Raw genomic sequence first — 12,704 nt, forward strand, 5'->3', positions numbered from 1 at the left:
GTGCTCCGATCAGGTGGTGGGGAGTTGGAGGGCGCGGGTGCCGCGCTTGATCAGCTCGTTGGCGATGATGAGGCGTTGGATTTCGGAGGTGCCTTCCCAGATGCGGTCGACGCGGAGTTCTCGGTAGAGGCGTTCGACGGGGTAGCTGCGGTCGTAGCCGCGTCCGCCGAAGATCTGGACGCAGCGGTCGATGACGCGGCCGGCGGCTTCGGAGGCGGAGAGTTTGGCCATGGATGCTTTGGCGTGGAGGGTTTTGCGGTCGGTGCCGTGGTCGGCTTCCCAGGCGACTTGGTGGGTGAAGGCGCGGTTGACGGCGATGTCGACTGCGGAGTCGGCGAGCATGCCCTGGATGAGTTGGAAGTCGGCGATGGGACGGCCGAACTGCCGGCGTTCGGTGGCCCAGTCGCGGGCAAGTTGCAGGGCCCGTTCGGCCGCCCCGACCGTACGCGCCGCGATCATCAGCCGCTCGTCGGTGAACCACTCCCTGGTCAGCTCGTACCCCTGGCCGACCTCGCCGAGGACGTCCTCGTCGGCGACGAACACGTCGGTGAAGGTGAACTCCGGATGCCCGTTGACCGCGCTGTGCATGAAACGCGGGGTCCGGCTCATCACCACGCCGGGGGAGTCCTTCTCGACCAGGAAGATCGTGGTGAGCCGATCCGGCCCGGCGGCGGCCTGGACCAGCAGGAAGTCGGCGATGTCGCCGCAGGTGACGAACCACTTCTCGCCGTTGAGCAGCCACCCGCCCTCGGTGCGCGTCGCGGTGGAGGCGCCGGCGGCGGCGTCGGAGCCGGCGCCGGGCTCGGTCACCGCGAAGGCGTCGAAGCGCTCGCCGCGCAGCACCGGCAGCAGGTACTTCGCGCGCTGCCCCGGCGTGCCGTACGCCAGGACGTTCGACGGCCGCCAGGGGATGTCCCACAGGCAATTAGTGGCCTTGCCGAACTCCTCCTCGACGATGACCTGGTCGAGCAGTGAGAGCCCGGCGCCGCCCCACTCGACCGGCATGTTGATGCCGTAGACGCCGGCCTCCATCGCGGCGCGCGTCAGTTCGGCGACGGTCTCGGCGGGCAGCGGGCCGCCGTTGCGCTCCGCCTCGTCCTCATGCCGCATCAGCAGCTCGGTGTACGCGGCCGCGCGGCGTTTCAGGTCGAGCTGGTGCGGGGTGTAACAGAAGTCCACGGTTCCTCCAGAGGGGTCAGGCGAGGATGGTGCGGGCGTCCAGGGCGAGAGCGCCGTCCGGCCGCACGAGCAGCGGGTTGACCTCGATCTCGGCGATCTCGGGATGGGCGGCGGCGACCGCGCTGATCCGGGCGATCGCCTCGGCGGCCGCCTCGACGTCCACGGCGGGCCGGCCGCGTACGCCGTGCAGCAGGGCGGCCGTGCGCAGGCCCTGGAGCAGGCTCCGGGCCTGCTCGGCGGTCACGGGCGCGAGCGCGAACGCGACGTCCCGCAGCGTCTCGGTGAGCACGCCGCCGAGCCCGACCATCGTCACCGGGCCGAAGCGGGGATCCCGGTCGACGCCGACGATGAGTTCGACGCCATCGGATGTGCGGGCCATCTCCTCCACGGAGTACGTCATGTCGCCGAACCGCCCGCGCATCTCACGGAAGGCCGCGACCAGGTCCTCCTCGCCGCTGATCCGCAGGACGACGCCGCCCGCGTCGGACTTGTGCAGCAGGCCAACGGCCTTGAGCGCGAACGGGCCCTCCAGCTCACCGGCGGCCCGGCGCAGCTCGGCCTCGGTGCGCACCGCGCGGGCGGCGGGGAACCGGACCCCGGCGGCGGCGAGCATCTCCCGGGTGCCGAAGTATCCCGGGTCGGCCGGTGGCCCGGCGGGCGCGGGCAGCGCGGCCACGCCCGGCCGGCCGCCCTCAGGTCCCGCCACGGCGGCCAGCGCCAGCGCCGCGTCCTCAACGGCGCCGAACACCGGGATCCCCGCCGCGGCGAGCCTCCGGCACGACGGTGAGTCCGGATACATGGACTGCACGACGACCGGTACGGACCCGGCGGTGACGGCCGCGGCGATCCGCTCGGCGGCCTCCAGCTCACCATGCCCCAGCGCGCCTCCGCCGAGACCGTCGTCCGCGGCCGAGTATCCGCCGAAGAACCCCGTCATCAGCACGGCATCGACGGTGGGCTCGGCGACGAGCGCGGTGACCGTGGTCGCGTACGAGCGGGGGTCCTGCTCGCCCATTCCGGCCAAGTCGACCGGGTTGCCGACCGCCGACGGGCCCCACAGCAGGCCGCGCAGCCGCCGCTGCACGGGCTCGGCCAGCTCGGGAACGGCCAGCCCCGCCCGCTCCGCGACGTCGGCCGCGATCGAGCCGTGCCCACCGCCGTCGGTGAGCACGGCCGTCCGGCTACCGGCCGCGCGGCGTGGCCCGCTGAGCGTCGTGAGCAGGGCGGCCAGCTCACGGGGGGTCCGCGCCTGGTGGATCCCGGCGTCACGGCAGGCCGCCGCGACCACCTCGGACGGGCTGGTGAGCGAGCCGGTGTGCGAGGCGGCGCCCCGCGCCGACGCCTCGCCGCCGCCCGCCGACAACAACGCGATCGGCTTGCCGGCCGCGGCGGCCGCCCGCGCGAAGGCCCGGCCGTCGCCGAAGTCCTCCGCGTAGACGGCGATCGCACTGGTCGCCTCATGCGCGGCGCAGTCGGACAGCAGGTCGACCAGCGTCACGTCGGCCTGGTTGCCGAAGGACACGAACCGGCTGATGCCGAGGCCATGGCCGGTCAGCCGCAGGTCGAGCTCGAGCGCCAGGTTGCCGCTCTGGCTGAGGAACGCGACGCCGCCGGGCGCGAAGGCGTCCGAGGACAGGTACACCTCGGTGGTGTTGTCGACGAGGCCGAGGCAGTTCGGCCCGACCAGCACGGCGCCCGCCGCGCGCACCCGCTCGGCGATGGCCTGCTGCCGGGCGCGGCCGTCCGCGCCGGTCTCGGCGAAGCCCGCGGTGATGCCGACGATGGCGCGGGCGCCCTGCGCGAGGGCGTCGTCGACGGCGCCCTCGAAGAACCGCGCGGGCACCGCCACCACGACGAGGTCGACCGGCTCACCGATCTCGGCCAGGCGCGTCGCGGCCGTACGGCCCAGCACCGTCCCGCCGCGGCGGTTGACGAGGTGGATCGGGCGGCGGCCGTTCGCCCGCAGTGCCTGCCGCGCCACGGCGTTGCCCCATTTCCCCGGGTCGTCGCTCGCGCCGACGATCGCGACCGAGGCCGGATCGAACAGCGCGCTCAGGTCCCGGGCCGTCATTTGTCCAGCCGGAGAGCCTGGGCGGGGCAGACCTCGGCGGCGGCGCGGGCGTCGGCCTCGGCGCCGTCCGGTACGGCCGGGTCCGCGACCGAGGCGTACCCCCACTCGTCCAGCTCGACGAGGCCGGGCGCCTTCTCGTTGCACAGGCCGTAGCCCTGGCACCGGGTGGGGTCCAGGTGCAGCTTCATGACGTTCCTTCCAGGGTGGTGTCGGGGGAGACCCGCAGGCGTTCGCCGGCCCGCGGCGGGCGGGCGAGGCAGTCGTCGCAGGGTGCGGCCAGGTGGTCGGCCACTGTGCTGGGGAAGTCCCGCAGCAATGCGGCGGTGAGCGCGGCGGCGGCGTCCAGGAGCGCGCAGGCGCCGCGGCCGGGCAGCCGTTCGGACCAGCCCGCCAGCCGGTCGAGGGCGCTCGCGTCGGCGGCGCCGAGGACCAGCCCGGCGACCGTCTCGGCCAGCGACCGCGTGCCCATGACGCAGACCCCGCACTGTCCGGAGCTCTCGGCGCTGAGGAAGGCCAGCGCCTCGGCGGCGAGCGCGACCGGGCACTCGCCGGGGGCCAGCAGATGGACCGCCCCGCCGGCGTCGTCGATGCGGAGGCCCGCGGCGTCGGGGCCGCGCACGCCGCCGAACAGGCCGCCGGTCATCGCTCCGCCGATGGCGGGCACTCCGTGCGCGGCGGCCAGGTCGCCCAGACGGGTCCCGGCCGGCACCTCGTACAGCGCCGGGGGACGCCCCGCCCCCGCGACCGTGACCAGCGTCGTCGACGCGTCGCCGCGGGGCGATGCCAGGAGGGAGACGCAGGCCAGCGTCTCGACGTTGGCGACCAGGGTGGGCGTGCCGCCCACGCCTCTCTCGTACGCCCTCGGCGGCTTGGCCGTCGGCTGCGCGGGGCCGCCGTCGAGGAAGCGCACGACGGAGGACTCCTCGCCCGCGACGTAGGCGCGCGGCACCTCGGCGACCTCGACGGGCAGCGCCGGTCGGCGTTCGGCGAGGGCCGCGCGCGTCGCCGCGGCGGCCTCGGCGTCGGAGACGTAGACGAACCCGCGGGCGGCGCCGACGATGCCCGCGCAGCGCAGGAGGCCGTCCAGGACCAGGTGCGGCCGGGCGCGGAGCAGGTGCCGGTCCTTGATCGACCCCGGCTCGCCCTCCTCGCCGTTCGCGACCACCACCGTCCCGCGCGAGCGCCCGGCGCCGGCCCGCCCCCGGTCCCGTACGCCGCGCAGCTTCACGGCGGTGGGAAAGCCCGCGCCTCCTCGTCCGCGCAGGCCGGCGGCCTCGACCCGGGCCAGCAGCTCGCCGCCCTCGAGCCCCGGGGAGCGATCCGTGGTGGCGCGGAACCGGGCCAGTTCCTCGGCGCGGCCCGGGTCGGGGCCGAGCAGTCCGGCGGCGCCCGCGTACGAGCGGATCACCGTCATCGATCTCCTCCGTGGTCAGCCGGGCCCGCAGTCCGCGGGTCGTCTCTTCCAGCGGCGCCCGCGTACGAGCGGATCACCGTCATCGGGACACCTCCTCCGTGGTCAGCCGGGCCCGCAGGCCGCGGGCCGTCTCTTCCAGCGCCGCCCGGTCCGCCGCCGTGGCGTCGTAGCCGGGCCCAGGAATGCCGATGAGCAGCCGGTGGTGGTCCAGCACGATCTCGGTGACCAGCAGCGCCACGGCCGGATCGCCGGGCCGCCGACCGGCCGCGACCTCCTGGACGAGGACGAGGACCTCGTGGAGATAGCGCAGCCAGCCGCGCCGTGATCCGCGTAGGACCAGTCCCTCCACCCGGTCACGTTCAGTGCGCACACCGTCGGGATCGTCGCGGCGCAGTGCGGCGACCAGGCGGGGCAGCTCCCGCTCGGGTTCGGGGGTGAGCCCGAGCCAGGCGAGTCGTTGCCTGTGTCGCATGGGACGCCTCCGCAGGTAGGAGCGGTGAGGAGACGCTAACTAATTGATTAGTCAGTGCGCAAGAGGGAAAAATAGGGGAGCCGAAACCGTTGACACGCGACCTGGATCACATCCAAGCTGACCAACCAATCAGTCAGCGCTGCTACTGGCGGTCACCACCGAGCCGCAGGATCGGAGCCTTCGATGCACTCTGAACCGGTCGTCGACGCGACCAGCACGCTCACGCCCGGCGACGCGACCAGCACGCCCACGCCCGGCGAGGCGAACGGCGCTCCGGCGCCCATCGGCTCCGACGGCGCTCCCGAACCGGCCGCCGCCGTGCGGTCGGCCGAAACGGTCCCCGAGCGGGCGCCCGAGCCGTCCGGCGGAGATCGGGCAGGGCCGTCCGCCCCACCGGGGATCGCCGCGAGGTCCGTGTCGCCGGGCCCTGCCCGGCGCACTACTACACCGACCCGGCGGTACAGGAGCGGGAGAACCACCGGATCTTCGCCCGGTCGTGGCAGCTCGTCTGTCACGAGACCGACCTGGCGGCACCCGGAGCGCGGCTGGTCGGCACGGTGGCCGGCCAGGAGGTCCTGATCGTCCGCACCGGGGACGGCGGCCTGGCCGCGCACCTCAACGTCTGCCGGCACCGCGGCGCCCGGCTGGTCGCGGGCCCGGAGCCGGAGGGGAAGGCGATCCGCTGCCCGTACCACGGCTGGACGTACAAGCTGGACGGCCGCCTGGTCGGGGCGCCGGAGGCCCGGCGCATCCCCTGCCTGGACAAGCCGAACCTCGGCCTGTTCCCCGCGCGGGTGGAGTCCTTCCTCGGCTTCGTCTTCGTCAACCTCGACCTGGACGCGGTGCCGCTCGCCGACCTGGTGCCCGGCCTCGCCGAGAGGATCGGGCGGTACGCCACCGACCTGGTGCCGGTGGGCGGCTACCGCATCCACGATCTGGAGGGGGCCGAGCGCCAGCCCGCCAACTGGAAGGTCGCGGTCGACAACTACCTGGAGGGCTACCACGTGCCGGTGGCCCATCCCGGGCTGATGCGCCTGCTCGACTACCAGCGCTACGACGTGGAGCTGCACGAGTCCTACGCGCTGTTCGAGGTGCCGCTGCGCGACAAGCCGTCGGCCAACCGGCTGGAGCGCCTCTACCAGCGGTTCGTGGAGCCGATGCCCGGCCTGCGCGAGGAGGACCGGCGGGTCTGGCGGTACGTCACGATCTATCCGAACACGATGATCGACATCTATCCCGACCACGTGCTCGCCTGGTCGATGGTGCCCACGGCGGTCGACGAGGTCGCGGTCCCCGGTGCCTTCTACGGGCGGCCCGGCGCGAGCTGGAGGTCCCGGCTCGCGCAGCGGCTCAACATCCGGATCGGCTGGATCACCAATGACGAGGACGTCGAGCTCGTCGGCCGGGTCCAGCGCGGCCTGTCCACCCCCGGATACGCGATGGGGCCCCTGTCCGAACGTGAGATCGCGGTCTCGTGGTTCGCGGACCGGATCCGGGCGGATCTGTCGGCAGACTTGACCGTCCCAGCCGACTCACGACGAGACCCGAGGGCCGACGAGACATGACGACCGACACCTCAGCGTCCGAGCCGCTCAGCGACCGCGCGGCCGAGACCCGCCAGCAGATCCTCATCGCGGCCTGCGACACGATCGCCGAGATCGGGTTCGAGAAGGTCCGGATGCGCATGGTGGCCGAACGCGCCGGCGTGTCCACCGCGCTGCTGCACTACCACTTCGAGAACCGTGAGCGGCTGTTCGCCGAGGCGCTTCGCTACACGTTCGAGACCTCCGGGCGCGACGAGTACGTCGCAGAGCCGCCGGACGCGCGGCCGCTGACGTGGAAGCTCGCCCGGATGATCGAAAGCTCCCTGCCGGTCAACCCCGAGCTGCGCCGCGACGCGCTGCTGTGGGAGGAGCTGTGGCTGCGGGCCGCCCGCGACCCGGGCTCCCGGGAGCTGACCGTGCGGCTGTACGCCGAAGCGCAGGAGTGGTTCGCCGAGACGATCGAGGCCGGTGTCGCGGCGGGGGAGTTCGCGCCCTGCGACGCCCGCGCGGTCGCCGAACTCATCATCGTGCTCACCGACGGCTACGCCGTCCACCTGGTGTTCGACGACCCGCTCGTCGAGCTCGCGCGGGCCAAGGCCGAGATCTGGGCGCTGGTCGGCGCCCGTCTCGGTCTCACCGGGCCTTTCCCGGCCCGGGACCTCGGGGGCGAAGATCGATCGAAGGAGATCAGCCCATGAGAGCCTCCCCCACGCGTCGGGAGACGCTCGGCCTCTTCGGCGCGGCCGGGCTCGCGGCCCTGGCCGGCTGTGGCTTCGCCGGCCGGGACGCGGCCCCCCGGGCCGCGGCGACCGAACCGGTCATCGAGCCGAAGGTCGACGGCGACCTCGTCTACTTCAACTGGGCCGACTACGCCGATCCGACGGTGCTGAAGGGCTTCTCCAAGGAGTACGGCGTCAAGGTCGTCCAGTCGAACTTCGACTCGATGGAGAGCATGGTCGCCAAGCTCGCCGCCGGGAACCGCTACGACATCATCTTCCCCTCCGACAAGTTCGCCGAGCGGATGATCAAGGCCGGCGGCTGCACCGCATCGACCATTCCAAGCTCCGCAACGTCGAGGCCATCTTCGGGACCTACTCCCACTTCGCCGATCCCTGGTACGACCCCGGCTCGGCGTACACCGTCCCCAACACGATGTACAAGACCGGCATCGGCTGGCGGAAGGACAAGCTCGGCGACACGCTCGGCGGCTCCGTCGCCGACCTGTGGGACCCGCGGGCCAACGGCCGCAAGTTCCTCATCGACGACCGCGACGAGGTCCTCGGCCTGGGCGCGCTGCGACTCGGCTTCGACATCAACACCGCCGACCCCGGCCGGCTCGCCCAGATCGTCAAGCTGATCAGCGACCTGCGGCCGAGCCTGCGCGGCTTCTCCGGCGACGAGGTCAACGAGTTGCTGAACGGCAGCGCCTGGATGCATCAGATGTGGAGCGGCGACATCGTGGCCGTCCTGAACCAGGCCAAGGGCAAGGCGGCCTACGGCTTCGAGTCCCCGCGCGAGGGCGCGCCGATCGGCTCGGACTGCTACGCCATCCCCTCCAACGCCCCCCACCCCGGCACCGCGATGCTCTTCATCGACTACATGCTCCGCCCGGAGAACGTGAAGAAGAACATCGCCTACATCGGCTATCCGATGCCGGTGAAGGGCACCGAGGACACCTACGCCAAGCTCGTCGAGTCCGTTCCCGAGGCCATCGTGACCGTCGCGGACGTCGCCAAGGGCATCGACTTCAAGAACGGGACCGAGGCGCAGATCCAGGCGCGCGACGCCGCGTACACCCAGATCAAGGCGGGCTGAACCATGGCACGCGCCCCTCATGCCCCTCGCGCGGACCGCTCCTCGGCCCGCCTGTGGGCGGCCTTCACCCTGCCCGGCACCGTGTGGATGGCGCTGTTCTTCGTCTCCGCGCTGCTACTGATCATCACACTGTCGTTCGGCACCACCGACGACCTCGGGAATCCGCGCTTCGGCACGACCACCGCCAACTGGTCGGCGCTGGCCGACGCGGCGTACCTGCGGGCGATCCTGCGCTCGTTCGTCTTCGCCGCCCTGTGCTCCCTCATCTGCCTGCTCATCTCCTATCCGGTCGCCTACGTCGTGGCCCTGCACGGCGGCCGGTACAAGAACGCGCTCATCGCCGCGCTCGTCGTGCCGTTCTTCGCCAACTACCTGGTCCGGATGTACGGCTGGTCGACGGTGCTCGCCGACGACGGGCCGCTCCTGCGGGCGCTGCGGGCGATAGGGCTGCCGAAGTCGGCGCACATCCTGAACACGAGCGGCGGTGTCGTCGCCGGCCTCGTGTACGGGTTCGTGGTCTTCATGATCCTCCCGCTGTACGCCGCCCTCGAACGGATGGACGTCTCGCTCATCGAGGCCGGCCGCGACCTGTACGGCGGGCCGCTGCGCACCTTCCTGTTCGTGACGGTCCCGGCCACCCGGCAGGGCGCGCTGGCCGGGCTGGTCCTGGTCTTCCTGCCGGCGATGGGCGACTTCGTCAGCGCGCAGCTGCTCGGCGGCCCCGACCAGATCATGATCGGCAACCTCATCCAGCAGAAGTTCTTCGACGGTCAGAACTGGCCGCTCGGCTCGGCCCTCACGGTGCTGCTGATGGCGCTGCTGTTCATCGGGATGTCCGGCTACCTCCTGCAGGCCCGGCGCGACGAGAAGGAGACCACCCGATGAGCCGGACCCTCGAACGCCCGGCGGTCGCCGCCCGTACGCCCGTGCGGAAGCGCCGCCGACCGTCCCGCAAGCCCTGGTTCGCGCTCGCGGTGACCGTGGTGTTCTTCGCCGTCCAGTACCTGCCGATCGTCGTGGTCGCCGTGTTCTCGTTCAACGGCCAGAAGTCGCTGACCGTGCTCAAGGGCCTCAGCCTCCGCTGGTACCGCGCGTTCTTCGCCGACCATGACCTGCTGGCCTCCCTCGGGCTCAGCCTGAAGGTGGCCCTGGTGGCCACGGCCGGCTCGGTCATGCTCGGCGTCCTGCTCGCGCTCGGCATCGTCCGCTCCCGGGGCCGGCTCGGCGCCGTGTCCGGCCTGGTGCTGCTGATCCCCCTCATCACGCCGGAGATCGTCACGGGTGTCGCCTCGCTGATGCTCTTCAAGGGCGTCGAACTGCCGCTGTCCACCGGCACCCTCATGATCGCCGAACTGACGTTCTCCATCTCCTACGTCACCGTCATCCTGCGCTCGCGGGTGGCGGCGCTGAACCCGGAGATCGAGGAGGCCGCCATGGACCTCGGCGCCACGCGGCTGCAGGCCGTCCGATCGGTCACCCTGCCCGCCCTGCTCCCCTCCATCATCGCCAGCGCGATCCTGGTCTTCGCGATCGTCTTCGACGACTTCGTGCTGGCCTACTTCACCACCGGCGTGACACCGCAGCCGCTGCCGGTCCGCATCTACTCCTCGATCCGCTTCGGCGTGCAGCCCACGATCAACGCGGTCGGCACCCTCATGCTCCTCGGCTCGATCACCCTGATCGGCCTGGCCCTCCTGGTCCCGCGGTTCTTCGGCCGCAAGGAAGGCCTCAGCGACCTGCTCTGACCCCTCTCGGATTCCTCGAAGGAGGCCGATTCCATGAGCCAGCCCGAAGCCCCGTCGGCGGTCCGCCTGGACGGCGTGTCGAAGGTCTACGGCGACGCGTACGCCGTCGACGACGTCACGCTCGACATCCGCGCGGGCGAGTTCTTCTCGCTGCTCGGCCCGTCCGGCTGCGGCAAGACCACCTCCCTGCGGATGATCGCCGGCTTCGCCGACCCGGACTCCGGCGCGGTCCTGCTCGACGGCGAGGACGTCACCGGTCTGCCGCCGAACAAGCGCAACGTCAACACCGTGTTCCAGTCCTACGCCGTCTTCGAGCACCTGTCGGTGTGGGACAACGTCGCCTACGGCCTCAAGCGCAGGGGCGTCGCCAAGGCCGAGACCAAGGAACGGGTCGGCGCGATGCTCGACCTGGTCCAGCTCGGCGGTCTGGCCCAGCGCCGGCCCCGCACCCTGTCCGGCGGCCAGCGCCAGCGCGTCGCGCTCGCCCGCGCGCTGGTCAACCGGCCCGCGGTGCTGCTGCTCGATGAGCCCCTCGCCGCCCTTGACCTGAAGCTGCGCCGCCAGATGCAGGTCGAGCTCAAGCAGATCCAGCGCGAGGTCGGCATCACGTTCGTGTTCGTCACGCACGACCAGGACGAGGCGCTGACCATGTCCGACCGGCTGGCCGTGATGAACGGCGGCCGGATCGCGCAGATCGGCACGCCTGAGGACGTGTACGAACGCCCCGAGGACGCCTTCGTCGCCGGCTTCATCGGCACCTCCAACGTCATGGAGGGCACCTACGACGGTGGACGGCTGACCCTTCCGGGCGGCGTCTCGGTCCCCGTCGCGGCCCGGTCCGATATCGCCGACGGGTCGGCGGTCTGCGCCTCGGTGCGGCCGGAGAAGATCTGGCTGTACGACTTCGAACCCGGCATGGTCCGGGTCCAGGGCATCATCAAGGAGACCGTCTACTCCGGCGCGACGACCACGTACCTCGTCGAGCTCGCTCCCGGCGTCCAACTCGCGGTGCTGGAGCAGAACATCGCCCGGTCCAGGCGTGAGGAGCGCTGGGCGGGCGGCGAGACGATCGACCTGGGCTGGAAGCCGGAGTACTGCCTCCTGCTGGGCGGCGCCCCATGAACCACGACGTCATCGTCCTGGGCGCCGGACTGGCCGGCCTCTCCTGCGCCCGGGACCTGATGAACGGCGGCGCCGACGTGCTCGTCGTCGAGGCCCGGGACCGGGTCGGCGGCCGGGTGGAGCAGACGCGGCTGCCGGACGGGCGCCTCGTCCAGCTCGGCGGCGAGGTCGTCGGCCGGGCACACACCGCCTACCTGGAGCTCGTCGCCGAACTCGGCCTGACGGTTACGCTCAGCTACGTCGCCGAGCCGGGCGAGATCGTCTACGCGACGCCGTCGGAGGTGAGCGACTCCGTGCCCGGCTGGTTCGCCGGCGAGGACGCCGCCTCCGGCGAGAAGGCGAACGCCGCGTTCGCCGACCTCGTACGGACCGTGGACCCCGCCGACCCGTGGGCGCATCCCGACGCGGCGCGGCTGGACGGGCTGTCGGTCTCCGACTGGCTCCGGTCGGCGGGGGCCACACCGAACGTCGTGCGCAAGTGGGAGATCGGCCAGCTCGGCCTGGCCGGCGGATCGAACGACCGGATCTCGATGCTGTCCGCGCTGCGCAAGAGCGGCGCGGTGCCCAGCGACGGGCACTACGACTACGACGACTGGGAGGGCCTGCGGGTCACCGAGGGCTCGGCCACCGTCGCGCTCCGGATGGCCGGCGCGCTCGGGCATCGAGTCCGTACCGGCTCGCCCGTCACCGCGGTGGACGTGTCGGCGGCCGGCTGCGCGGTGCGGCTGGCCTCCGGCGAGACCCTCACCGCCGGGGCCGTGGTCAGCGCTCTGCCGGTGGGACCGCTGCGGTCCGTGCACGTCACGGGCGTGTCCGACGAGCGGCTGGCCTCACTGCGCCGGCAGCGGAACGCCCTCGCCGCCAAGCTCGCCGTCGCCTACGACCGGCCGTTCTGGCGGGACCTGGGCCGCAGCGGCCTCTCCGAGTGCGAGGGCGTCCTCGGCAGCACGTGGCCGCAGAACGACGGCGTGCTGTCGGCGCTGGTCCCACCGGAGCGGTACGCCGTGCTACTCGGCGCGCCGCCCGAGCGGCGGGTGCCGGAGCTGCTCGCCGAGATCGCCCGGCTGTACGGGGACGAGGCGCTGACCCCACTCACGGCCCATCTGCGGTTCTGGGGCACGGACCCCTGGACCCAGGGCTACGTGACCCAGTGGGTGCCCGGTGACGTCATGGCGGTCGGGCCGCTGCACGGCACCCACGAGCCACCGTTCTACGTCTGCGGCTCCGACCAGTGGGTCGCCGGCTACATGGAGGGCGCCGTCCGCACCGGGCGGGCCGCCGCGAAGGAGGCGCTGCGCCGTGGTTGACCGGCATCTGACGGAGGAGGCGCTGCGCTGTGGCT

At 72.4% G+C, this 12,704-nt stretch carries 13 protein-coding genes; 7 read left to right on the top strand and 6 right to left on the bottom strand.

Annotation, left to right across the window (positions count from 1 at the left end):
- Positions 1–9: 9 nt before the first annotated feature.
- The 6 genes from ACYVF7_RS13055 to ACYVF7_RS13080 all read right to left on the bottom strand — a co-directional run bounded on the left by ACYVF7_RS13055 (position 10) and on the right by ACYVF7_RS13080 (position 5,651).
- The gene (locus ACYVF7_RS13055) at positions 10–1,179 is read right to left on the bottom strand and encodes an acyl-CoA dehydrogenase family protein (protein ID WP_460339260.1); all 1,170 of its coding nucleotides are present in this window, start codon (positions 1,177–1,179) and stop codon (positions 10–12) included.
- Between the two features lie 16 nt (positions 1,180–1,195).
- Positions 1,196–3,250: an acetate--CoA ligase family protein gene (locus ACYVF7_RS13060; RefSeq protein WP_460339261.1), complete on the bottom strand. Its 2,055-nt coding sequence runs from the start codon at positions 3,248–3,250 to the stop codon at positions 1,196–1,198.
- Entirely contained in the window at positions 3,247–3,438 is a 192-nt protein-coding gene (locus ACYVF7_RS13065; RefSeq protein WP_460339263.1) for a ferredoxin, read from the bottom strand. Before ACYVF7_RS13065 ends, ACYVF7_RS13060 begins: the two co-directional genes overlap by 4 nt.
- The gene (locus ACYVF7_RS13070; protein WP_460339265.1) at positions 3,435–4,664 is read right to left on the bottom strand and encodes an NADH-ubiquinone oxidoreductase-F iron-sulfur binding region domain-containing protein; all 1,230 of its coding nucleotides are present in this window, start codon (positions 4,662–4,664) and stop codon (positions 3,435–3,437) included. The genes ACYVF7_RS13065 and ACYVF7_RS13070 overlap by 4 nt, the downstream gene beginning before the upstream one ends.
- A 79-nt stretch (positions 4,665–4,743) precedes the next feature.
- On the bottom strand, positions 4,744–5,136 hold the full coding sequence (locus tag ACYVF7_RS13075) for a hypothetical protein (RefSeq protein WP_460339267.1): 393 nt from the start codon (positions 5,134–5,136) through the stop codon (positions 4,744–4,746).
- Between the two features lie 152 nt (positions 5,137–5,288).
- The gene (locus tag ACYVF7_RS13080; protein WP_460339269.1) at positions 5,289–5,651 is read right to left on the bottom strand and encodes a hypothetical protein; all 363 of its coding nucleotides are present in this window, start codon (positions 5,649–5,651) and stop codon (positions 5,289–5,291) included.
- A gap of 30 nt (positions 5,652–5,681) precedes the next feature.
- Between ACYVF7_RS13080 and ACYVF7_RS13085 the strand changes: the two genes are divergently transcribed.
- From ACYVF7_RS13085 to ACYVF7_RS13115, 7 genes are all read left to right on the top strand, one after another.
- Positions 5,682–6,701, top strand: coding sequence for an aromatic ring-hydroxylating oxygenase subunit alpha (locus ACYVF7_RS13085; protein WP_460357881.1), 1,020 nt, complete (start codon positions 5,682–5,684; stop codon positions 6,699–6,701).
- Complete coding sequence (locus tag ACYVF7_RS13090; RefSeq protein ID WP_460339271.1) at positions 6,698–7,378, top strand: TetR/AcrR family transcriptional regulator; 681 nt, start codon at positions 6,698–6,700, stop codon at positions 7,376–7,378. Before ACYVF7_RS13085 ends, ACYVF7_RS13090 begins: the two co-directional genes overlap by 4 nt.
- 382 nt (positions 7,379–7,760) lie before the next feature.
- Positions 7,761–8,495: a polyamine ABC transporter substrate-binding protein gene (locus tag ACYVF7_RS13095; protein WP_460357884.1), complete on the top strand. Its 735-nt coding sequence runs from the start codon at positions 7,761–7,763 to the stop codon at positions 8,493–8,495.
- Between the two features lie 3 nt (positions 8,496–8,498).
- Positions 8,499–9,380, top strand: a complete 882-nt coding sequence (locus tag ACYVF7_RS13100) for an ABC transporter permease (RefSeq protein ID WP_460339273.1) — start codon at positions 8,499–8,501, stop codon at positions 9,378–9,380.
- Positions 9,377–10,240 (top strand): ABC transporter permease, encoded by an 864-nt coding sequence (locus tag ACYVF7_RS13105; protein WP_460339275.1) that lies wholly within the window; start codon positions 9,377–9,379, stop codon positions 10,238–10,240. Before ACYVF7_RS13100 ends, ACYVF7_RS13105 begins: the two co-directional genes overlap by 4 nt.
- A 33-nt stretch (positions 10,241–10,273) precedes the next feature.
- The gene (locus ACYVF7_RS13110; RefSeq protein WP_460339278.1) at positions 10,274–11,362 is read left to right on the top strand and encodes an ABC transporter ATP-binding protein; all 1,089 of its coding nucleotides are present in this window, start codon (positions 10,274–10,276) and stop codon (positions 11,360–11,362) included.
- Complete coding sequence (locus tag ACYVF7_RS13115; RefSeq protein ID WP_460339280.1) at positions 11,359–12,669, top strand: flavin monoamine oxidase family protein; 1,311 nt, start codon at positions 11,359–11,361, stop codon at positions 12,667–12,669. The genes ACYVF7_RS13110 and ACYVF7_RS13115 overlap by 4 nt, the downstream gene beginning before the upstream one ends.
- Positions 12,670–12,704 lie beyond the last annotated feature (35 nt).

The organism is Actinoallomurus acanthiterrae (assembly GCF_054775715.1).